Annotated in this window: 21 protein-coding genes and 1 tRNA gene; 16 read left to right on the forward strand and 6 right to left on the reverse strand. The window is 66.9% G+C overall.

What is annotated here, in order from left to right; genetic code table 11:
• Nucleotides 1–6 precede the first annotated feature (6 nt).
• Entirely contained in the window at nucleotides 7–1,299 is a 1,293-nt protein-coding gene (gene hisD, locus G3545_RS14295; protein ID WP_170013671.1) for a histidinol dehydrogenase, read from the reverse strand.
• Nucleotides 1,300–1,594: 295 nt separating this feature from the next.
• Between hisD and G3545_RS14300 the strand changes: the two genes are divergently transcribed.
• A complete protein-coding gene (locus tag G3545_RS14300; protein WP_170013673.1) occupies nucleotides 1,595–2,755 on the forward strand; it encodes an alpha/beta fold hydrolase in 1,161 nt (386 codons plus the stop codon).
• A gap of 150 nt (nucleotides 2,756–2,905) precedes the next feature.
• Here the strand turns inward: G3545_RS14300 and G3545_RS14305 are convergent, their stop codons facing one another.
• The 3 genes from G3545_RS14305 to G3545_RS14315 form a co-directional block, all read right to left on the reverse strand.
• Nucleotides 2,906–3,388: a DUF2948 family protein gene (locus tag G3545_RS14305; protein ID WP_170013675.1), complete on the reverse strand. Its 483-nt coding sequence runs from the start codon at nucleotides 3,386–3,388 to the stop codon at nucleotides 2,906–2,908.
• 102 nt (nucleotides 3,389–3,490) lie between these two features.
• Nucleotides 3,491–4,780: a UDP-N-acetylglucosamine 1-carboxyvinyltransferase gene (murA, locus tag G3545_RS14310; RefSeq protein ID WP_170013677.1), complete on the reverse strand. Its 1,290-nt coding sequence runs from the start codon at nucleotides 4,778–4,780 to the stop codon at nucleotides 3,491–3,493.
• 111 nt (nucleotides 4,781–4,891) lie between these two features.
• Nucleotides 4,892–5,101 (reverse strand): hypothetical protein, encoded by a 210-nt coding sequence (locus G3545_RS14315; protein WP_170008855.1) that lies wholly within the window; start codon nucleotides 5,099–5,101, stop codon nucleotides 4,892–4,894.
• Between the two features lie 292 nt (nucleotides 5,102–5,393).
• On the opposite strand from G3545_RS14315, the gene G3545_RS14320 reads away from it, so the two are divergent.
• The 3 genes from G3545_RS14320 to G3545_RS14330 all read left to right on the forward strand — a co-directional run bounded on the left by G3545_RS14320 (nucleotide 5,394) and on the right by G3545_RS14330 (nucleotide 6,323).
• Nucleotides 5,394–5,468: transfer RNA gene (locus G3545_RS14320), tRNA-Thr, on the forward strand.
• Nucleotides 5,469–5,533: 65 nt separating this feature from the next.
• Entirely contained in the window at nucleotides 5,534–6,007 is a 474-nt protein-coding gene (locus tag G3545_RS14325) for a hypothetical protein (RefSeq protein WP_170013679.1), read from the forward strand.
• Nucleotides 6,008–6,134: 127 nt separating this feature from the next.
• The gene (locus G3545_RS14330) at nucleotides 6,135–6,323 is read left to right on the forward strand and encodes a hypothetical protein (RefSeq protein ID WP_170013681.1); all 189 of its coding nucleotides are present in this window, start codon (nucleotides 6,135–6,137) and stop codon (nucleotides 6,321–6,323) included.
• 83 nt (nucleotides 6,324–6,406) lie between these two features.
• On the opposite strand, the gene G3545_RS14335 is transcribed toward G3545_RS14330, so the two are convergent.
• Nucleotides 6,407–6,904, reverse strand: coding sequence for a hypothetical protein (locus G3545_RS14335; RefSeq protein ID WP_246702831.1), 498 nt, complete (start codon nucleotides 6,902–6,904; stop codon nucleotides 6,407–6,409).
• Nucleotides 6,905–7,148: 244 nt separating this feature from the next.
• Here G3545_RS14335 and G3545_RS14340 point away from each other — a divergent pair, with 244 nt between their 5' ends.
• From G3545_RS14340 to G3545_RS14355, 4 genes are all read left to right on the forward strand, one after another.
• On the forward strand, nucleotides 7,149–8,075 hold the full coding sequence (locus G3545_RS14340; RefSeq protein WP_170013683.1) for an ABC transporter substrate-binding protein: 927 nt from the start codon (nucleotides 7,149–7,151) through the stop codon (nucleotides 8,073–8,075).
• 64 nt (nucleotides 8,076–8,139) lie between these two features.
• Nucleotides 8,140–9,279: an ABC transporter permease gene (locus G3545_RS14345; RefSeq protein WP_246702832.1), complete on the forward strand. Its 1,140-nt coding sequence runs from the start codon at nucleotides 8,140–8,142 to the stop codon at nucleotides 9,277–9,279.
• Nucleotides 9,276–10,202: an ABC transporter ATP-binding protein gene (locus G3545_RS14350; protein WP_170013687.1), complete on the forward strand. Its 927-nt coding sequence runs from the start codon at nucleotides 9,276–9,278 to the stop codon at nucleotides 10,200–10,202. The genes G3545_RS14345 and G3545_RS14350 overlap by 4 nt, the downstream gene beginning before the upstream one ends.
• Nucleotides 10,203–10,778: 576 nt before the next feature.
• Entirely contained in the window at nucleotides 10,779–10,976 is a 198-nt protein-coding gene (locus G3545_RS14355) for a hypothetical protein (protein WP_170013689.1), read from the forward strand.
• A 121-nt stretch (nucleotides 10,977–11,097) separates the two neighbouring features.
• On the opposite strand, the gene G3545_RS14360 is transcribed toward G3545_RS14355, so the two are convergent.
• Nucleotides 11,098–11,376, reverse strand: a complete 279-nt coding sequence (locus tag G3545_RS14360; protein WP_170013691.1) for a hypothetical protein — start codon at nucleotides 11,374–11,376, stop codon at nucleotides 11,098–11,100.
• Nucleotides 11,377–11,767: 391 nt separating this feature from the next.
• Between G3545_RS14360 and G3545_RS14365 the strand changes: the two genes are divergently transcribed.
• The 8 genes from G3545_RS14365 to G3545_RS14400 all read left to right on the forward strand — a co-directional run bounded on the left by G3545_RS14365 (nucleotide 11,768) and on the right by G3545_RS14400 (nucleotide 20,252).
• On the forward strand, nucleotides 11,768–12,499 hold the full coding sequence (locus G3545_RS14365; protein WP_281411720.1) for an ABC transporter permease: 732 nt from the start codon (nucleotides 11,768–11,770) through the stop codon (nucleotides 12,497–12,499).
• 81 nt (nucleotides 12,500–12,580) lie between these two features.
• Complete coding sequence (locus G3545_RS14370; protein ID WP_281411721.1) at nucleotides 12,581–13,732, forward strand: transporter substrate-binding domain-containing protein; 1,152 nt, start codon at nucleotides 12,581–12,583, stop codon at nucleotides 13,730–13,732.
• A 27-nt stretch (nucleotides 13,733–13,759) separates the two neighbouring features.
• The gene (locus tag G3545_RS14375; RefSeq protein WP_170013693.1) at nucleotides 13,760–14,374 is read left to right on the forward strand and encodes an ANTAR domain-containing protein; all 615 of its coding nucleotides are present in this window, start codon (nucleotides 13,760–13,762) and stop codon (nucleotides 14,372–14,374) included.
• Nucleotides 14,375–14,621: 247 nt separating this feature from the next.
• Nucleotides 14,622–15,491, forward strand: coding sequence for a nitrilase family protein (locus G3545_RS14380; protein ID WP_170013695.1), 870 nt, complete (start codon nucleotides 14,622–14,624; stop codon nucleotides 15,489–15,491).
• Between the two features lie 48 nt (nucleotides 15,492–15,539).
• Nucleotides 15,540–16,694: a substrate-binding protein gene (locus G3545_RS14385; RefSeq protein WP_170013697.1), complete on the forward strand. Its 1,155-nt coding sequence runs from the start codon at nucleotides 15,540–15,542 to the stop codon at nucleotides 16,692–16,694.
• 204 nt (nucleotides 16,695–16,898) lie between these two features.
• Entirely contained in the window at nucleotides 16,899–17,735 is an 837-nt protein-coding gene (locus G3545_RS14390) for a branched-chain amino acid ABC transporter permease (RefSeq protein WP_170018084.1), read from the forward strand.
• Nucleotides 17,728–19,557 (forward strand): ATP-binding cassette domain-containing protein, encoded by a 1,830-nt coding sequence (locus G3545_RS14395; RefSeq protein WP_170013699.1) that lies wholly within the window; start codon nucleotides 17,728–17,730, stop codon nucleotides 19,555–19,557. Before G3545_RS14390 ends, G3545_RS14395 begins: the two co-directional genes overlap by 8 nt.
• Nucleotides 19,554–20,252 carry an ABC transporter ATP-binding protein gene (locus tag G3545_RS14400; RefSeq protein WP_170013701.1) on the forward strand — a complete coding sequence of 233 codons (699 nt, stop codon included), beginning with the start codon at nucleotides 19,554–19,556 and terminating at the stop codon, nucleotides 20,250–20,252. Before G3545_RS14395 ends, G3545_RS14400 begins: the two co-directional genes overlap by 4 nt.
• Nucleotides 20,253–20,257: the final 5 nt, after the last annotated feature.

Genomic DNA, 20,257 nt, shown 5'->3' on the forward strand with positions numbered 1-20,257 from the left:
CTCCCGCTAGAGATTGAGGCGGATTGCGACGGAGCGGGCGTGGGCGTCGAGCCCTTCCGCCTCGCCGAGCGCGATGGCGGCGGGACCGAGCGCGCGAAGCTGCTCCGGCCCGCATTTCAGGATCGAGGTGCGCTTCATGAAGTCGAGCACACCGAGCCCGGAAGAGAAGCGCGCCGAGCGCGCGGTCGGCAGCACATGGTTGGAGCCGCCGACATAATCGCCGATGGCTTCCGGCGTGTGGGCGCCGATGAAGATCGCCCCGGCGTGGCGGATGCGTTCCACCAGCGCCTCGGCGTCGGCAGCCATGATCTCGAGATGCTCCGGCGCGACGCGGTCGACCAGGGTCGGGGCCTCATCGAGCGAGGCGAGCCGGATCACCGCGCCATAGTCGCGCCAGCTCTGCGCAGCGATGGCCTCGCGCGGCAGCGTGACGAGCTGGCGTTTCACCGCGGCGATCACCGCCTCGATCAGCGCGTCATCGTCGCTCATCAGGATGGATTGGGCAGCGGTGTCGTGCTCGGCCTGGGCCAGCAAATCGGCGGCGATCCAGTCCGGATTCTGCTGGCCATCCGCCACCACCAGCACTTCTGACGGGCCGGCCACCATGTCGATGCCGACGGTGCCGAACACCTGGCGCTTGGCGGCGGCGACATAGGCATTGCCGGGCCCGACGATCTTCGCCACCGGGGCGATGGTGTCAGTGCCATAGGCCAGCGCCGCCACCGCCTGCGCGCCGCCGACGCGATACACCTCGTCGACGCCGGCAAGCTTTGCTGCGGCCAGCACCAGCGGATTGAGCACGCCGCCGGGCGCCGGCACCACCATGGCAATGCGCGGCACGCCGGCGACCTTGGCCGGCACCGCATTCATCAGCACCGAGGAGGGATAGGCCGCGGTGCCTCCCGGCACGTAGAGGCCGACGGCATCCACCGGCGTCCAGCGGCTGCCGAGCTCGACGCCGAGCGGGTCGACATAGCGTCCGCTCTCGGGGAGCTGCTTTGCATGGTGGGAGCGGATGCGCTCATGAGCGAGCTTCAGGGCGTCGAGCGTCTCCGGATCGGCGGCAGCCAGCGCGGCATCGAGCTCGGCATTGGTGACGCGGATGCCGCGCTCCGCGAGGTCGATCCGGTCGAAGCGGCGGGACAGCTCGACCAGCGCGGCGTCGCCATGCGAGCGCACATCCTCGATGATGCCGGCCACCGCCTGCACGACGTCTTCCGCCACCTCGCGCTTGGTGCCGAGAAAGGCCTGGAAGCGCGCGGCAAAGTCGGGCGAGCGGGTGTCGAGGCGAAGCGGCATGTCGGGTTCCAGTCGCATAGTTCCGACAGTCCTATCGCAATCGGCACCTCGGAACACAAGAGCGGCAGGCGCCAACATCAGGGAAGCACCCCCAGACGTCATGGCCGGGCTCGTCCCGGCCATCCACGGTTGCTCACCCGTCGCGGTCGTGGATCCCGGGCGAGCCCGGGGATGACAAACATCTCTCGTCGAATTGTGAACTGCATTCTGTTGACAGGTGACAATTCTCCAATCGATATTTTATAGATCGCTAAATTACTTGATCAAGAACCTACAAATAATTGGGAGTTAACGCATGAAACGGGGCCATTTCGGCGGCTTCCTCGCCGGACTCACCCTCGCCGGCGCGGGGCTGTTCGCCGCCAGCGCCGGTGCGCAGGAGGCGGCGCTGCCGCCGGTCACCATCGCCAGCCAGGGCGTGTTCTATGCCGGCGGCGCCTATACGCAGTCCAAGGACGGCCAGATCACCACCGGCCAGATGTTCGTGCAGTACCAGATCCCCGCCGAGAAGAAGCACCCCTACCCGATCGTGATGATCCATGGCGGCGGCCAGACCGGCTCCAACTTCCTGTCGACGCCGGACGGGCGGCCGGGCTGGGCGGATTATTTCCTGCGCCAGGGCTATGCGGTCTATGTGGTCGACCAGGCGGCGCGCGGGCGCTCGGGCTATTTCACCGATGCCTATGGCCCGACGCGGCGGCCCAACACCAAGGCAATGGCCGACCGCTTCACCGATCCGCAATCCTCCGGCCTCTATCCGCAGGCCAAGCTGCATACCCAGTGGCCGGGCGGCGGACGCGCCGGCGATCCCGTCTTCGACCAGTTCTTCGCCTCGCAGGTGGAGGACATCGCCGACGTCTCCGCCATCGAGACGCTGAACCGTGCCGCGGGTGCGGCGCTGCTCGACCGGATCGGCCCGGCGGTCATCCTGGTGCACTCGCAATCCGGCGCCATCGTCTGGGGGCTCGCTAATGACCGGCCGGACAAGGTGAAGGCGATCGTCGCGGTGGAGCCGAACGGCCCGCCCTTCTATGAGAATACGCTGGTCGGGTCGCCGGACTGGTTCAAGGACGGCCAGATCGGCCGGCCCTACGGCATCACCCGCACCGCGCTGACCTATGATCCGCCGGTGACCAAGCCCGAGGACCTGGCGCCGACCCGCGAGGCGACCTCCGACGATCCCGGCCATGTGCGCTGCTGGCTGCAGGGCGAACCCGTGCACAAGTTGCCGAAGCTCGCCGGGCTACCGATCCTGATCGTGACCAGCGAGGCCTCCTATCATGTGCCCTACGATCACTGCACCTCGCGCTTCCTGACCCAGGCCGGCGTGAAGAACCAGTTCGTCCGCCTGCCGGATGTCGGCATCAAGGGCAATGGTCACATGATGATGCTGGAGAAGAACAATCTGGAGATCGCCAAGTACCTGGATGGCTGGATCGCCAAGGCGGAGGACTGACTTTCCGTCCACATACGCCGTCATCGCGGCCGCAGCCCGCAGGGCGGAGAGCCGGGATCGTAGGAAGGTGAAGAGTGTTTGCGCGATCCCGGATACGGCCTGACGGCCGTTCCGGGATGACGACATCCCTATAACTCCAAGAAAGCGAAATCACCGCGCGTCGTGGCAGGGTGTGCCCTTGGCGTCCCAGGCGGGGCCGAGATCCTCTAGGCCGGCTTCCATGCACTCGACGGTGAGCTGGAGTTCGCCGCCGCCGGAAAAAAGGAAGGTGACGACGCCGGACGGGGCGTCGGTCTCCTCGAAGGTCAGCGCCAGCAGGTTCAGCACCGCCTGCTTCTGCGTGAGGTCGAAGCCGCGCACCTTGGCGTTCAGCACCCGCTCGAAATGCATGCCGGCGCGGCGGCGCACACAGGGCCCCTTGGCAGGGCGCTCCTCGGCGGCACCAGCCGGCACCAGCCCGAACACCTCCGCCTTCACCGCGGCTTCCCAGTCGAACCGGTTGGCGAGCAACGCAAAGCGGCGCTCGCGCGGCAGATAGGCCATGTCGCCGACGGTGATGACAGCGTCCTGCAAATGCGCTGACAGTACGGCGAGGTCCTCGCCGTCGAGCGCGATCAGTTTCACGCCGCCCATGTTCTTAACTCCACGACTATCCCCGCGCCGCATCCATTGCTCGCGCAGATGGCAATGGACGGGCATTACCGCAAGGGGCGGAATGCCCGCTTCGATAGGGTGTTAGCCGGAGATGCGCTCGATTTCGGCGCCGCAGGCGGAGAGCTTCTCCTCCAGCCGCTCGAAGCCGCGGTCGAGATGATAGACGCGGTGGATCATGCTCTCGCCTTCCGCCGCGAGCGCGCCGATCACCAGCGACACCGAGGCGCGCAGGTCCGTCGCCATCACCGGTGCGCCGGTGAGGCGCTCGACGCCCTCGATGGTGGCGTTCTGGCCGTCGAGCTGGATGCGCGCGCCGAACCGGGCCAGTTCCTGCACATGCATGAAGCGGTTCTCGAAAATGGTCTCGGTGATGCGCGAGGTGCCCTTGGCCCGCGTCGTCAGCGCCATCAATTGGGCCTGAAGATCGGTCGGGAAGCCCGGAAACGGCTCGGTGGTCACCGCCACCGGCGCGATGCCGGCGCCGTTGCGCTTCACCCGCAGCCCCTCGTTCGAGACCGTGATGTCGGCCCCGGATTCGCGCAGCGTGTCGAGCGCGGTGTCGAGCAGATCGGCGCGGGCACCGGCGAGCATGACGTCGCCCCCGGTCATCGCCACCGCCATGGCATAGGTGCCGGTCTCGATGCGATCCGGCAGCACGGCGTGGCGGGCGCCGCGCAGCCGCGGCACGCCGACGATGCGGATGGTTTCGGTGCCCTGGCCCTCGACGCGCCCGCCCATGGCATTGATGCAATCGGCGACATCGACGACCTCCGGCTCGCGCGCGGCGTTCTCGATGATGGTCTCGCCGTCGGCGAGGCTGGCCGCCATGATGGCGGTGTGGGTGGCGCCGACCGAGACCTTCGGGAACACGATGCGCGCGCCCTTCAGGCCTTTCGGCGCCCTGGCGACGACATAGCCGGCGTCGATCTCGATCTCGGCGCCGAGCGCGCGCAGCGCATCGAGGTGGAAGTCCACCGGCCGTGTGCCGATGGCGCAGCCGCCCGGCAGCGAGACCCGCGCCTCACCCATGCGGGCGACCAGCGGGGCGATGACCCAGAAGCTGGCCCGCATCTTGGAGACCAGCTCATACGGCGCGGTGGTGTCGACGATGACGCGGGCGTCGATCTCCATGGTCTGGCCGGCATAGGCATCGTCGCCGCGCCGCTTGCCGTTGACCGTGATATCGATGCCGTGATTGCCGAGGATGCGTTGCAGCTGGGCGACGTCGGCGAGACGCGGCACGTTCTCCAGCACCAGCTTTTCTTCGGAGAGCATGCCGGCGATCATCAGCGGCAGCGCGGCGTTCTTGGCGCCGGAGATCGGAATATTGCCTGAGAGCGGGTTGCCGCCGACAATGCGGATGCGGTCCATCTTGCTCAACGCCTCCTGAAAGCCGAGGGCCGGCAATCGCCGCCCCGGAATACCGGCATGCATATGGGCGCTACGCACGACTCCCGCAGCCCCACACCCGAACCCTGTTCTCTAGCGCTTGTGAGGCGGCGCGGCAACGCGGCCTGCTTCCTCGGCTACCTCGGGGGAAGCGCTGTCCACGGCGGGTGTCGCGGCGGCCACAGCGGCGCGTTCTTCGGCAACCCGTCCCTTGGCCTGCACCTTGCGCCGCTTCAGGTTCTCGCGCAGCGCCGCGGCAAGGCGCTCGGCACGGCTGGCTTCGGAATCGGGAATGCGGCTCATGGCTGGCGTGCCTGGATGGCGTGATCCGGCAAGGCTTAAAGTGCCACGCCGGGGTGGACAAGGGCTGAGGCCGAGCCGGGCTGAGGCCAAGCCGGCCTGTGGCAACCACCTCATCTTGAGGCGCGAGCGATCGGCGAGCCTCGAAGGATGTTGAAACAGAACACCATTACCGGGGATGATCATGCCGCGGAGCCGCTTCGCTGTTCGAAGCTGCACCCAGACGCTTGCGCACATGCCGTCGCTGTGGCAAACGTCCCCCCGCTTCGGGGAGCCCACCTCCCCCGCACGCGGCGCTGCGGTAGCTCAGTGGTAGAGCACTCCCTTGGTAAGGGAGAGGTCGAGAGTTCAATCCTCTCTCGCAGCACCATGAATTTCCTGATCCATCCCTGATGTCCGGCACCGACGGCGCGGTTCTGCCGCTGGCACATGTTCATGGCTAAGCGCATCGCCCGGCTGCTTCTCCTCCCTCTGGAGGCGCTGCTTACACTCCTCATCGTCCTGGATGAGCTTGCCCGCCCGCTCTACCGGCCGCTGCTGCGGTGGGTGGCGACGTGGCGGCTCATGCACCGGCTGGAGGCGTGGGTGGCGGCACGGCATCGCTTCACCATCCTCGTCCTGCTCGCCATCCCCTTCGCCATCGTCGAGCCGCTGAAAGTGCTCGCGCTGCTGTGGATCGGCCGCGGCGCGGTGGTGCCGGGGGGCATCCTGCTCGCCTTCGCCTATCTCGCCGGCTTCGTGCTGGTGGAGCGGGTCTACAGCGCCGGACGCGACAAGCTGCTCACCATCGGCTGGTTCGCATGGCTCATGGGGGTCGTGACCGGGGTGCGCGAGGCCGTATCGGCGTGGGCGCGGCAAACGGCGGTGTGGCGACTGGCGGCGCGCATACGGGCGAGGCTGAAGCGTTAGCCTCCTCTGGCCTCACGACGAACAATCGTCACGTTCCCGCGATGCACCCTTCTCCTCTCTAGTCGCGCCCTATGTCGTACGCCAGCAAGCCGCCGACCCGGTGCCTTGCTCGATCAGGAGAATTTCGATGGCTAGCCACGAGAAGGACAAGGGTACCCAGCATGGTGCCGGCGCACATTCCGGCAAACCCTCCGACATGAACAAGCAGCACGAGCAGCAGGCCGGCAAGACCAGCCAGGCCGGCGGCAGCGAGAAGACCCGCCACATGGAAGAGAGCGAGAAGGGCAAGAGCGGCAGCCACACGCAGCGGCGCTAGTCTCCTCATACGCGTTCATTCGCCAGGCCCGTCTCGGGATCGCACCGGGGCGGCCTGATGTCGTAGCCCACCGGACGCTTGGCTCATCTGGCAGGCCGCTCCTCGATCGCCCTGCCGAGCCGTTCAAGCTCCAGCGAATAGCAGAACAGCGAGAACAGCACCGCCAGCACGGCGAACACCGTGGCGAAGCTCTGCGCCAGCGGCGGCAGGGCGTCGAATTCGGGGATATGTCGGAAGAAGAATACCGAGAACAGCGCGCCGCCGAAGAAGAAGCTGGCGCGGCTGGCGAACAGGAAGAGATGGCCGATGAAGACGCTGTGCAGTGGCGCGTGCACCTTCACGAAGCGCAGCCGCACCCAATAGCAGCATTGCAGGATGATGACGCCGCCGACGATGGTGAACTCGGTCGCGCCGTTCAGTTCCTGCGGCTGGCCGATCTGCGCGATGATCCGCCGGAAGATCGGGAAAATGGTCCAGAACAGGACGCTCGCCGCGGCGGTCTGCGCCAGGAGCAGGAACGCATAGGCCCGCGCGCCCGAATGTGAGCCGCGTGCGATCGGTGCGGTGTCCTCGCCCACCATGCGTGCCGCCATTCTTCGTGTACCCGCCGAGGTGTGCCGAGGGCGCAGACATTCCATGGCCGCGCCGGCGCGGCAACCCTGCCGCAACGTCAAGGACGCACCCGATATTTCCCGGACGTGGCGGTTTTGCAGAAAGCCGTCACCAAAAGCGGACCGTTGCGAGGCAAACGGGTTGAAACCATTTGCTGGCCTGCCAATTTACCGCCTAGACGGACATTCCGCCTTCGCACCCCGGGGACATCTCATGCACGCAACCCTCGACCGGCGCATCCTGCTGCTCTCGCTAGGTGCCCTCGCTGTGCTGCGCCCCGGCGCGGCGCGCGCGGCGGCCAATGTGGTGGTCGGTTCGAAGATCGACACCGAGGGTGCGGTGCTCGGCAACATCATCGCGCTGCTGCTGGAGAAGGGCGGCATACCGGTGACGCGGCGCATCCAGCTCGGCCCGACCAAGATCGTTCGCACCGCGCTGCTCGCCGGCGAGATCGACATCTATCCGGAATATACCGGCAATGCCGGCTACTTCTTCAATATCGACAGCGATCCGCTCTGGAAGAACGCGAAGGCGGCCTATGAGAAGGCGCGCGACCTCGATGCGGCCAACGGGCTGGTCTGGCTGGCGCCGGCGCCGGCCGACAACACCTGGGGCATCGCCGTGCGCGGCGATGTCGCCGCAAGCCAGAAGCTGGCGACGCTGGAGGATTTTGCGCGCTGGACCAATGGCGGCGGCGACGTGAAGCTCGCCGCCTCGGCCGAGTTCGTCGAGAGCGCCGCGGCGCTGCCGGCATTCCAGGCGGCCTATGGCTTCAAGCTGAGCGGCGACCAGTTGCTGGTGCTCTCCGGCGGCGACACCACCGCCACCATCAAGGCGGCGGCGGAAGGCACTTCGGGCGTCAACACCGCCATGGTCTATGGCACCGACGGCGCCATCTCGGCGCTCGGGCTGAAGGTGATGGAAGACACCAAGCACGTGCAGCCGGTGTATCAGCCGGCGCCGGTGGTGCGCAAAGCCACGCTCGACGCCTATCCGAAGATCGCGGAAATCCTCGCCCCGGCCTTTGCCGGCCTGACCTTGCCGGTGCTGCAGAAATTGAACGCCCAGGTGCAGCTCGAAGGGCTCGATGCCCGGGCGGTGGCGGAAGCCTATCTGCGCGAAAAAGGCCTGCTCGGATGAGGACGCGCCGCTGCCCGCACTAGCGCGCTCCTCTCCTGTCACGCCGGTCGCGGATGCCAGCGCCTTGCCGCTGCTGCTGGCCGGTTTCGCCTGTGTGGCGCTCGCTTCCTTCGGCTTCGTGACGGTGGCGCCGAACCGCCTGCTCTCCGGCGCGCCGCTCGCCCTGTGGCGTGCCGCCGGCATTGGCGGCACGCTCACTGTTGCGCTGCCGCTGCTGGCGCTGGCGGCGCTCGGCTGGCTACGCGAGGTTCCCGGCCGGCAGATGCTGATCGCCGTCGCCGCCGGCGTGCTGCTGGTCGGCGCCACGGCCGCGGCGGGATGGGCGGCGAGCGCGCATATGGCGGACGCCGGAGCGCTGACGCGGGTGGCGCTCGGCCCGGCCTATTGGTGCGTCGCCGCCAGCGGCTTCTTCGCCCTGGCCGACGCGGTGGGGCGGCTGAGCCATGGCATTGCCAAGGCATTGCTGGTGCTGGCGGTCGGCATTGCTCTGGCAATGCTTGCCGCCTCCGGCCAGCTTTCCGAGCTGTCGATGGCCCGCGAATTCGCGGTGCGGCGCGACAGCTACCTCCATGAGTTCGGCCGGCATCTGCGATTGACCGCTTCCGGCCTTGCGCTGGCCTTGCCGCTCGGCGGCGCCATCGGCATCCTCGCTTTTCGCAATCCGCGCCGCGCCGGTCCGGTGTTTGCGGTGCTCGACATCGTGCAGACCATCCCCTCGCTTGCGCTGTTCGCCTTGCTCATCGGCCCACTGGCGGCGCTGGTGACGCTGGTGCCGATACTGGGAGATGCCGGCATTGGCGGCATTGGCAGCTTTCCGGCGATCCTGGCGCTCGGCCTCTATGGCCTGCTGCCGGTGGCGCGCGGCGTCCATGCCGGCCTGGCCAGCGTGCCGGGCGCCGTGGTGGAGGCGGCGCGCGGCATGGGCATGAGCGGACGGCAGATCCTCGTGCACACGCTGCTGCCGCTCGCCGCGCCGGCGCTGGTGCAGACGCTGCGTATCACCGTCGTCCAGCTCATCGGCCTCGCCACGCTCGCCGCGCTGATCGGCGCCGGCGGGCTCGGCACCTTCATCTTCCAGGGATTGGGGCAGACGGCGAGCGACCTCGTGCTGCTCGGCGCGCTCTCCGCCATCGGCCTCGCGCTGGTCGCCGACCTCACTTTGCGCGCGCTCGCCCGGCTGGCGTCCAGACGGGGCGCGGCATGATCCGGTTCGAAGGCGTCACCAAGATTTTCGGCGCGTTGCGGGCGGTGGACGAGGTCTCGCTGAACGTCGAGCCGGGCACGCTGTGCGCGCTGCTCGGCCCGTCCGGCTCCGGCAAGTCGACACTGCTGCGCCTCGTCAACCGGCTGGTCGAGCCCGATGCCGGGCGCGTGCTGATCGCCGGCGAGGACATTGCCGGCCTGCCCCCGGTCGAGCTGCGCCGGCGCATCGGCTATGTCATCCAGTCCATCGGGCTGTTCCCGCACTGGAGCGTGGCGCGCAACATCGCCACCGTGCCGCGCCTCATCGGCTGGCCGCGCGAGCGCATCAAGGCGCGGGTCCGCGAGCTGATGGAGCTGGTCGAACTCGACCCGGTTCAGCATGGCGCGCGCTATCCGGACCAGCTTTCCGGCGGGCAGCAGCAGCGCGTCGGCGTGGCGCGGGCGCTCGCCGCCGATCCCGACGTGCTGCTGATGGACGAGCCGTTCGGCGCGGTCGATCCGCCAACGCGCCGTGGGCTGCAGGACAGCCTGACCGCGATCCAGCGGCGCACCGGCAAGACCGTGCTGTTCGTCACCCATGATGTCGAGGAGGCGATCCGCCTCGCCGGCACCATCGCCGTGCTGTCACACGGCAAGCTGCTGCAACTCGGCCCGCCGGCCGAGATATTGCGCCGGCCGGCGGATGAGGAGGTGGCGCGCTTCTTCGGCGGGCCGCTGCTCGGCCTGCATCTGTTGCAGGCGACCATGATCGGCGCCCGCGCCGATTTCGGCGAGGCGGCCGACGGCGAACCGATCGATGCGAGCGCTCCGCTGGAAGAAGCACTGGCGCGCATGATCACGGAACGTGCGCTACGCCTGCCGGTGATCGACCGCGCCAATGGCCGGCACGGCGTGATCACGCTCAGCGATCTGGTGGCGCGATGATCCATTATACTAGCGTCCGTGGCTGTCCGCAGGCATCCTTCAGACACCAGCAACGTCAAGTCAGGGTTTGCGTTATCCCTCATGACGCGTAGGGTCGCACATCACCTGCTCATCGCTTTTCCCGGGCACCAGGTGACTGAGAGACGCTCCAGCGCTCCCGCCTTCAAGCAGGACGCATTGCAATGGCGCTGTCAGGCCCAGTACTGAATTCCGATCTTACCTTTGCATGCACGAAGTGCGGCCATCCGTTCGTCCGGCTTGGGAGCTGGTTTCTCGCGTTCAGCAGGTTCAGGTGCGAGGGATGCCATTGCCTGGTCCAGATGACCCACGTGCAAAAAAACGAGTTGTTCAAAAGACATGCGCTCATCACATAGTGGTTTCTGACACGAGGGTGACGGAACTCCGCACCTTTTGTTGACCGCCGATATTTCGAATCTCATAGCGCCACGGCGCCCAATGAGATTACCGTCCAAAATCCGCCGCTGAACTGAACGCGAGCGCAAACAAAACGACCGGGTAACCCAATCTTGGCATCCGTGGGTCGGCTCAGCGTGGCTGAGATTTGGACCTCCACCAATGGACTTCGAATTCGATGTGACCCGCACCTTGCGGTGCGTCGGATGTGGCTCCGAGGCCATCGTGGTCAATAAGACCCGCCTCGCTGTCATGGAAATTGAATGTGCGGACTGCGGGAAGATCCGCTTCCGGCATTTCGGCCGTGACAAAACGCCGACCCAGCCCGGCACTGACGCCGACGACCAGCGCGGAGACTGAGGTCACAGAGCGGTATATCGACATCGCGAAGATGGACGGCGGGCGCTGGGAGTGAACCTTGGCGGCGTGGGGATGACGCAGGCGCGATAGGCATCCCCAAATCTGGGGAGTCGAGCGCCGCTCAGATCAGGTCAGGCGGCGTGTCGCCGTAGCGCGCGAGCACCAGAGGCGCTCCCTCAAAATAGGCCACGACGAGTACGCCCGGCTCGCGGGAGGACATCTCGCCTGCCGACTGGATCGCTCGCGTGCAATCGGGCGCTTTGACCTTCTCGCCCAGCAGGTAGGAGCCCGCCTCATCGCGCAAGACGGGCACGATGATGCAAGCGCCTTCGCGGGCCGAGCCGTCCGAAAACAGCTGTTCGAAGGCCGCCCAGGTCGAGGGTGCGGCAAGGTTCGTCATCTGATGAGCGTTCGCACTTGAGAATGACAGGCGGCCAGGATGGGCGTTGCCTGATCGTTTAATTCAACGCGGACCTTGAGGCCGCCGCGAGCCTGAGAGGGTAAACTAAAGCGTGCGGCGTGTCCTGATCGTCACCTCACATATCGATGATTGTTTTTGAGCCGTGAGCGGCACGAATACCGCCGAACCCTTCAGTTCAGGACACGTTGAGTCAATGGTATCGTTGATCGCCGTCTCGGCGACGGATCCCTCATCGAGACGCAGGGCTTCTAATGCAAAGCGTGAACGGCGTTGAAGCCGCAGTAGGTTTAAATCACCTGCGGCACCTGCCGGCGAGCCTCATAAATATATGATATTTATCAATTATTTATCAAAAATCCATAGTGGCACGATGATCCACCTGGTGGCGCGCCCGGTACTCTGGGTGGGCGCTGCCTTTCTCGGCCTCACCTTCGCGATGAATGCCATCGCGCCGCATCTCGGCCCGCTATTCCCGGCAGGCACGAGGCTGGTCTATAGCCGCGCCGGCTTCCCCGAACTGGCGCTCTCCCACGCGCTGCTGACCGGCAGCGCCAGCCTGATCGCCGTCGTGCTCGGCACCGCGGCCGGCATCTTCGCCACCCGGCCGAGAGGGCGGGCCTATGCGGCGACGCTGGAGATGATCACCGCGCTTGCCCAGACCTTCCCGCCGGTGGCGGTGCTGGCGCTCGCGGTGCCGGCCATGGGCTATGGCGCGGCGCCGACGGTGCTGGCGCTGGTGCTCTATGGCGTGCTGCCGGTAATGGGCGGCACGCTCGCCGGTTTGCGCAGCGTGCCGCCAAGCGTGATCGAGGCGGCGGACGGCACCGGCTTCTCGCCGTTCGGCCGGCTGTGGCGGATCGAGTTGCCGCTCGCCGCGCCGCTCATCCTCGCCGGAGTGCGGACCTCGGTGATCATCGGCATCGGCACCGCGACGATCGGCTCGACGGTCGGCGCGCTCACGCTGGGCTCACCGATCATCGATGGCCTCTCCGGCGGCAATCCCGCCTTCGTGCTGCAAGGCACGGTGCTGGTGGCGCTGTTCGCGGTCGCGGTGGACCTGGCGTTCGGCGAGGTGGAACGACGGTTCCGGCGGCGTATCTGAGCCGGCTTTGCCCTCGCTCTTGGCCTTCCTCGTCCGGCCCTGCTAAGAGGCAGCAGCAAAGTTGAGCGGAAGAGAGCGCTCGTGGGTTCCGATTCCAGCGATCATCTATCCGGGGCCGCCAATGCCTGGCGGGTCGGCGTGCTGTTCTCGCGCAAGGGCTATATGCAGGTGCCCGAGAGCGAGCATTTCCGCGGCACCGCGCTCGCCATCGAGGAGATCAACCTCGCCGGCGGCGTGCTCGGCCGGCCGATCGAACCGGTCTGCTACGATCCGGAATCGAGCCCGGAGCTGTATCGCCGCTCCGCCGAGAAGCTGCTGACCGAGGACGGCATCAGCACCATTTTCGGCTGCTGCACCTCGTCGAGCCGCAAGGCGATCCTCGCTACCGTCGAGCGCCGCAATGCGCTGCTGTGGTATCCCTCGCTCTATGAGGGCTTCGAGTATTCGCCGAACGTGATCTATACCGGCGCGGCGCCGAACCAGAACAGCCTGCAGCTTGCCCGTTACCTGTTCGCCACCTATGGCCGCACCTTCTACCTTGTCGGCTCCGACTACATCTATCCGCGCGAATCCAACCGCATCATGCGCGATGTCGTCGCCCGCGAGGGCGGTGAGGTGGTGGCCGAGACCTATGTGCCGGTGACGCCGCATCACGACCAGATCCGCCGCGTGGTCGAGGACATCCGCCGCAAGGCGCCCTCCGTGGTGTTCTCCACCGTGGTCGGACAGGGCGGGCAGGCGCTCTACCGCATCTTCCGCGAGGCCGGCCTTGATCCGCGGACCATGCCGATCGCCAGTCTCACCATGGGCGAAGGCGAGATCCGCGCCATCGGCCCGGAGCTGTGCGTCGGCCACATCACCTCCGCACCCTATTTCTCGACGGTCGCGACGCCCGCCAATCGCCGCTTCGTCGAGGCCTATCGTGCCCATTTTGGCCGCGATGCGCCGGTGACGATGTATGCCGAAGCCGCCTATTTCCAGATCCATGTGTTCGCCGATGCGCTGCGCCGGGCGAAATCACTCGACACCCAGCGCCTGGCGGAAGCCGCGCTCGGCACCGAGTATGACGCGCCGCAGGGCCGCATCCGCATCGATCCGGACAACAACCACACCTTCCTGCGCCCGCGCATCGGCATGGTGAACGAGCATGGCGATTTCGACGTGGTGTGGGAGGCGAAGGCCGCGGTGAAGCCCGACCCCTATCTCGTCGACCATGTGTACGACCATGCGTGACGGGCGCTCCCGCGAGAGGCGGGCGGCGTGAGCGCCTCCTCGCTCATCCAGAATCTGCGCAACACGCGCGTCGCCGTGGTGCATCCGCGCGACCAGGATGGCGACGACCTGGTGCGCCAGCTCCAACGCATCGGCTGCCAGGTGCAGATGGTGTGGCCGCCGCCCACCCAGCTGCCGCAGCCGCTCGATGCGGTGTTCTTCCTGCTCGACCGCGACACCAAGAGCTCGATGCCCTGGCGCATGGCCGATCTCAGCATCGCCCATATCGCCATCGTCGATTACGAGAACCCGACGGTGCTGAAGGCGCTGCTGGATTCCAGCGCCCACGGCGTGCTGGTGCGTCCGATCCGTGCCTCCGGCGTGCTGTCGAACCTGGTGCTGGCGCTCTCCATGCGCGGCTATGAAAGCCGGCTGCTGGCCAAGATCTCCAAGCTCGAGGACACGCTGCGCACGCGGCGCGAGATCGAGAAGGCGACGCGGCTGTTGATGAACCTGCGCAACCTCTCGGAGGATGACGCCTACCAGTTCATCCGCAAGCAGGCGACCGCCAAGCGCGTGCCGATGGGCACCATTGCGGGCTCGATCATCAATGCCCACGCCATGCTCGCGGAGCTGAGCCGCGACGGCGAGGGAGAGAAGTAAGGCTCGGAAATAGGCGCGTCGCACACATTATGTGCACGTTCGAAATTGCCGCCGTCTTCGGCAGTTTTACCTTGACTTGGTCCCCTCCCTGCGTTTCGATCGTAACCCTTAGCGCTCCATGAGCGCGGCGGCAGCGTTGCCGTCCCACATTCAGGCTGTGCAGCCCTCGTCGGCGCCGGAAGGCGCTGCGGGGGCTTTTTTGTTTTCGCGACGCGGGCAACCGCGGCGCCTGGCGGAGTGCATCCAAATGCCGAGCTCGAGCCTCGTTCGCGTCGCCTGCATCCAGATGGAGCCGCGCTTCGGCGACACCGCTACCAATGTCGCGCACAGCGTCGAGCTGATCGAGCGCGCGGCGGATGCAGCCGCGAAGCTCATCGTGCTGCCGGAGCTGGCGAACACCGGCTATGTGTTCGAGACCCGCGAGGAAGCCTTCGCGCTGGCCGAGACCATTCCCGGCGGGCCTACCTCGATCGCCTGGAGCGAGGTCGCGGCGCGCCGCGGCCTGCACATTGTCGCCGGCATCACCGAGCGCGCCGGCACCGCGCTCTATAACAGCGCCGTGGTGATCGGTCCGGAAGGCCATATCGGCACCTATCGCAAGATGCATCTGTGGGGCGCGGAGAACCTGTTCTTCGAGCCCGGCAATAACGGCTTCCCGGTGTTCCACACCGCCATCGGCCGGATCGGCGTCGCCATCTGCTACGACGGCTGGTTCCCCGAGACCTACCGGCTGCAGGCGCTGCAGGGCGCGGACATCATCTGCGTGCCCACCAACTGGGTGCCGATCCCCGGCCAGGCCGAAGGCCGCGAAGCGATGGCGAACATCCTCACCATGGCCGCCGCGCATTCCAACTCGATCTTCATCGCCTGCGCCGATCGCATCGGCACCGAGCGCGGCCAGCCCTTCGAGGGCCAGAGCCTGATCGTCGCCCATACCGGCTGGCCGGTCGCCGGACCGGCAAGCCGCACCGACGAGGAGATCGTCAGCGCCGAGATCGATCTCGGCGCCGCCCGGCGCGATCGCAACTGGAACGACTTCAACCAGGTGCTGCGCGACCGCCGCACCGACGTCTACGCCGAGATGCTCGGCTCCGACATCACCCGCGGCTGGTACTGAGCCCGCCGCGGCATCGCCAACAATCATAAACCTTCCGGAGAACACGACATGTCCCGCTCATCTCTCCTGCTCGCCGGCGCACTTGCGGCGAGCCTTCTCTCCAGCGCCGCCTTCGCTGCGGACGTCATCACCATCGGCATCCCGGTCGGCCTTTCCGGCGCCAACAGCGTGGTCGCGCCGTCCGTCGTGCAGTCGGCCGAGCTTGCGGTCGAGGAGATCAATGCCAAGGGCGGCATCCTGGGCAAGCAGGTGAAGCTGGAAGTTGCGGATGATGCCTCCGGCGCCGCAGGCGCACAGAAGGCGTTCGATTCGCTGATCTTCCAGAAGAAGGTCGACGTGCTGATCTCGATGGAAACCAGTGCCGCGCGCAATGCCGGCCTGCCGATCGTCAATCGCGGCAAGACCCCCTACATCTACACGTCCTTCTATGAAGGCCGCTCGTGCAGCCCGTACATGTATGTGAATGCCTGGGTGCCGGACCAGCAGGTCGCCCCCATCGTCGACTACTTCAAGAACCAGGGCGCCAAGACCTATTTCCTGATCGGCTCGGACTATGCGTTCGGCCGCGGCATGCTGGCCTTCACCAAGAGCTATATCGAGAAGGTCGGCGGCAAGGTGGTCGGCGACGAATACGCGCCGATGGACGCCACCGACTGGACCGCCATCCTCTCCAAGGTGAAGGCGGCCAACCCCGACGCCATCATCACCTCGACCGCCGGCGGCGCGCCGAACGTGACCCTGACCAAGCAGCTGCGCGCCGCAGGCATCAAGTCGCTCTACGGCAATCTCGCGGTCGATGAAGGCACGGCGAAGAGCATGGGCGCGGATGCCGAGGGCATCTTCATCTCCGGCTCCTACTTCACCAATATCGACAGCCCGGCCAACAAGGCCTTCCTCGCCGCCATGGAGAAGAAGTTCGGCACCGGTCTCAAGACCCCGAACGATCTCTCGGTCCCGCAATACGAGGCGGTCTATGCCTACAAGGCGGCGGTGGAAAAGGCCGGCACGACGGACGCCGCCAAGGTGATCCCGGAACTCGCCAAGGTGAGCGTCGACGGCCCGCGCGGCACCATCACCATGAGCAAGCAGCGCCATGCGCCGCTGACCATGTATCTCGGCCAGGTGCAGGCCGACGGCAGCGTGAAGATGCTCTCCACCTTCAAGGACGTCGATCCGGGCGACCAGTGCCCGAAGCTGAACTGAGGTTGTGCGTCGGGGCGGCCCGTGCCGCCCCGGTTTGCTTCTTGCAACGTCCTATCGGGAGCGGCCTCATCCTGAGGTGCCCGGCACAGCCGGGCCTCGAAGGATGCCCGCCCCCGATGGCGCCCTCTGCTTGAACATCCTTCGAGGCTCGCTGCGCTCGCACCTCAGGATGAGGTCGTGCGCAGCACCCATGAAAGACACCGCATGATCGGCCAGACGCTCGATATCGTGACCACCGCCGCCATCCTCTATGCGGTGGCGACCGGGCTGCTGCTCGTGTTCGGCGTCATGAAGATCATCAATTTCGCCCATGGTGGACTGATGACGCTCGGCGGCTATGCCGCGCTCGTCACCACCCAGCTCGGGCTCAACCCGTGGCTCGCCATTCCCGTCGCCGCGCTGTTCGGCGGTGTCGCCGGCATGGCCATCGAGCGCTTCGTGGTGCGCCCGCTCTATGCCCGCCCGCTCGATGCCATCCTCGCCACCTGGGGACTGAGCATCATCATCGGGCAAGTCATCACGATTGCCTTCGGGCGCGGCGTGCAGTTCGCGCAGGCGCCGCTGGAAGGCACGCTCGATCTGCTCGGCGAGAGCTATTCGGCCTATCGGCTCGCCCTCGTGGGGATCGCCGCCTTGCTCGGCATCGCGCTCACCGTGCTGCTGCAGGGGACCCGGCTGGGACTGGAGACCCGCGCCGTCATCATGAACGAAGACCTCGCCCGTGGGCTCGGCATCAATAGCGGGCTGGTGCGCTTCCTCACCTTCACGCTCGGCTCGGCGCTGGCCGGCATTGCCGGGGCGCTCATTACCCCGCTGTCGAGCGTCGATCCGAACATGGGGGTGCCCTGGCTGGTGAACGCGTTCATGCTGGTGCTGGTCTCCGGTGCCTCGCTGGCGAGCCTGCTGATCTCCTGCCTGGTGCTGGGCGGCGCGCAGGTTCTGGTGAGCACCTATTTCAGCCCGGTGCTGGGCGGGCTCACCATCGCCGTGCTGGCCGCCATCATCCTGCGCATCCGCCCGCAGGGGTTCGCCCGTGACTGAGACCCGGCGCCTCTCGCTCATCCTCGGCTGCGCGATCCTCGCCTTCGCGGTGATCGGCGTCGGTCCCTATGTGCTCGACACCTATTCGGTGAACGTGCTGACCCGCTCGCTGCTCTATGCCGCGGTGGCGCTGACGGTCGACCTGCTGTGGGGCTATCTCGGCATCCTCACCTTCGGCCAATCGGTGTTCTTCGCCGCCGGCGCCTATGCGGCGGGGCTGGTCTTCACCCATATGGACTTCACCGAGACCAACGCGCTGCTGGCGCTCGGGCTCGGCATCGGCGGGGCGCTGCTCACCGCTTCCATCGTCGGCTGGCTCGCCTTCTGGCACGGCGCCTCGGCGCTCTATGCCTCGGTCATCACGCTGGTGCTGCCGATCGTGGCGACGCAGCTGCTCTATTCCGGCGGCACCTTCACCGGCTCATCCAGCGGGCTGTCCGGCTTCATGAGCTTCGACCTTTCGATGGAGGCGTGGTTCTGGCTTGCCGGTGGCTTCCTCGTCGCGGTGACGACGCTCGCCTACATCTTCGTCAAGAGCGATGCCGGGCGGCTGCTGGTGGCGGTGCGCGAGAACGAGCAGCGCTGCAAATATCTTGGCCTCAACACCTCGCGGCTGAAGATCGTGGTCTATCTCGCCTGCTCGGTGATCGGCGCCATCGCCGGCTACATCTATGCCTGCTACGCCATGGTGGTGGCGCCGGAGTTGGCCGGCTTCGTGTTCGGCACCGAGCTGGTGATCTGGACCGCGCTCGGCGGGCGCGGCACGCTGCTCGGCCCGGTGTTCGGCGCGCTGATCGTCGACTATGAGAGCGCGCAGCTCTCCGGCGACTATCCCTTCATCTGGCAGCTCATCATCGGCACCGTGTTCGTGCTGGTCATCGTCGCCTTTCCGCGCGGCCTGCTGCCGGTGGTCTTCGATATTCCGCGCAAGCTGATCGGGCTGGTGCGCAAGCGCCCGGAGGCAGTGCCCGCCATCGTGACGCTCTCCACGCTCGACGCAATAGAGACGCAAGGAGCGGAGCCCGGCGACGGGCCGGCGCTCGCAGTCGAGGGCGTCGCCAAGCATTTCGGCAGCCTCACCGTGCTGGACGGCATCGACTTCTCGGCCCGCGCCGGCGAACTGGTCAGCCTGGTCGGGCCGAATGGGGCCGGCAAGACCACGCTGATGCGCTGCATCGCCGACGGCGCCGAGCGCTCGGCCGGCACCATCATCGTCAATGGCCACGACATCGGCCGCCGTCCGCCCGAGGGGTGCGTCGCGCTCGGGGTGGGCCGCAAGTTCCAGATGGCGAACGTGTTCGACACGCTGACCGTGGCGCAGTGCCTGCAGATCGCGCGGGTCCGCCACCAGCGCCCCTCGCTGTGGCGTCGTGCGTCCGAGCTACCGTTGCCTGAGGCGGCAATGCATGTGCTGGCGACCACCGGGCTCGACCGGCAGCTGTCGACCCCGGCGCATCTGCTCTCGCACGGCATGAAGCAGGCGCTGGAATTGTCCATGGTGCTGGCGCTGGAGCCGCGCGTGCTGCTGCTCGACGAACCCACCGCCGGCCTCACCAAGACCGAGCGCATGCAGATCGGCGACATATTGATCGAGCTGACGAAGAAGCAGGGGCTCTGCATCCTGCTGGTGGAGCACGACCTCGATTTCGTACGCGAAATCTCATCGCGGGTCATTGTGCTGCACCAGGGCCGCATCGTGCTCGACGGCTCGGTCGAGGAAGTGGTGCAGTCGGAGCTGGTGAAGCAGGTCTATGCCGGCTCCGGTCATGCCGGCATCGCGCATCAGGCGGCCTCGCCTTCCAGCCACGAGGTGCCGGCATGAGCGGGCTTTCGGTCGATCACCTCTCCAGCGGCTATGCCGGCGCGGTGGTGGTGCGCGAGGTGAGCTTTGAGCTCGCGCCCGGTGAGATCCTTGCCGTGCTCGGCAAGAACGGCATGGGCAAGAGCACGCTGCTCAAAGCCATGATGGGCTTCCTGCCGAAGATGACCGGCGCCGTCACCATCGGCGGCACGGAGGCGACACGGCTGCCGCCGCACCGGGTGGCGCGGCTCGGCGTTGGCTATGTGGCGCAGGAGAAGGCGCTGTTCCAGGATCTCACCGTAGAGGAGAATCTGCGCCTCGCGGTGCGCGGGCCGGATTTCGACGCGGCGCTGAGTGAGGTCGAAAAGTCCTTCCCCTTCCTGCTGCAACGATTGAGGCAACGCGCCGGCACGCTCTCCGGCGGCGAACAGAAGATGCTGCTGATGGCGCGCTCGCTGGCGGTCGGCGCCAAATTCCTGCTGGTCGACGAGATCACCGAGGGACTGCAGCCCTCGGTCATCGACCGGCTGGCGGGTGTCATCCGCGATGCACGGGCGCGGCACGGCACCACCATGCTGCTGGTCGAGCAGCATCTGCCCTTCGCCCTGGCGGTGGCGGACCGCTGGGCGGTGCTCGATCGCGGCGAGATCGCGGAGACCGGCGCCACCAGCGAGCCGGACGCCGCCGGCCGCGTGCTGCGACACCTGAGCGTGTGAGGCCA

It is taken from the genome of Starkeya sp. ORNL1, assembly GCF_012971745.1.
Classification (GTDB): Bacteria; Pseudomonadota; Alphaproteobacteria; order Rhizobiales; family Xanthobacteraceae; genus Ancylobacter.

Bases quoted from the DNA above. Each gene is read 5' to 3' on its own strand.
- G3545_RS14350 (WP_170013687.1), top strand. From the start codon at position 9,276: ATGATCCGGTTCGAAGGCGTCACCAAGATTTTCGGCGCGTTGCGGGCG.
- G3545_RS14315 (WP_170008855.1), bottom strand. From the start codon at position 5,101: ATGAGCCGCATTCCCGATTCCGAAGCCAGCCGTGCCGAGCGCCTTGCC.
- G3545_RS14400 (WP_170013701.1), top strand. From the start codon at position 19,554: ATGAGCGGGCTTTCGGTCGATCACCTCTCCAGCGGCTATGCCGGCGCG.
- G3545_RS14390 (WP_170018084.1), top strand. From the start codon at position 16,899: ATGATCGGCCAGACGCTCGATATCGTGACCACCGCCGCCATCCTCTAT.
- G3545_RS14380 (WP_170013695.1), top strand. From the start codon at position 14,622: ATGCCGAGCTCGAGCCTCGTTCGCGTCGCCTGCATCCAGATGGAGCCG.
- G3545_RS14300 (WP_170013673.1), top strand. From the start codon at position 1,595: ATGAAACGGGGCCATTTCGGCGGCTTCCTCGCCGGACTCACCCTCGCC.
- hisD (WP_170013671.1), bottom strand. From the start codon at position 1,299: ATGCCGCTTCGCCTCGACACCCGCTCGCCCGACTTTGCCGCGCGCTTC.
- G3545_RS14385 (WP_170013697.1), top strand. From the start codon at position 15,540: ATGTCCCGCTCATCTCTCCTGCTCGCCGGCGCACTTGCGGCGAGCCTT.
- G3545_RS14335 (WP_246702831.1), bottom strand. From the start codon at position 6,904: ATGGTGGGCGAGGACACCGCACCGATCGCACGCGGCTCACATTCGGGC.
- G3545_RS14365 (WP_281411720.1), top strand. From the start codon at position 11,768: ATGATCCACCTGGTGGCGCGCCCGGTACTCTGGGTGGGCGCTGCCTTT.
- G3545_RS14305 (WP_170013675.1), bottom strand. From the start codon at position 3,388: ATGGGCGGCGTGAAACTGATCGCGCTCGACGGCGAGGACCTCGCCGTA.
- G3545_RS14325 (WP_170013679.1), top strand. From the start codon at position 5,534: ATGGCTAAGCGCATCGCCCGGCTGCTTCTCCTCCCTCTGGAGGCGCTG.
- G3545_RS14355 (WP_170013689.1), top strand. From the start codon at position 10,779: ATGGACTTCGAATTCGATGTGACCCGCACCTTGCGGTGCGTCGGATGT.
- G3545_RS14330 (WP_170013681.1), top strand. From the start codon at position 6,135: ATGGCTAGCCACGAGAAGGACAAGGGTACCCAGCATGGTGCCGGCGCA.
- murA (WP_170013677.1), bottom strand. From the start codon at position 4,780: ATGGACCGCATCCGCATTGTCGGCGGCAACCCGCTCTCAGGCAATATT.
- G3545_RS14340 (WP_170013683.1), top strand. From the start codon at position 7,149: ATGCACGCAACCCTCGACCGGCGCATCCTGCTGCTCTCGCTAGGTGCC.
- G3545_RS14360 (WP_170013691.1), bottom strand. From the start codon at position 11,376: ATGACGAACCTTGCCGCACCCTCGACCTGGGCGGCCTTCGAACAGCTG.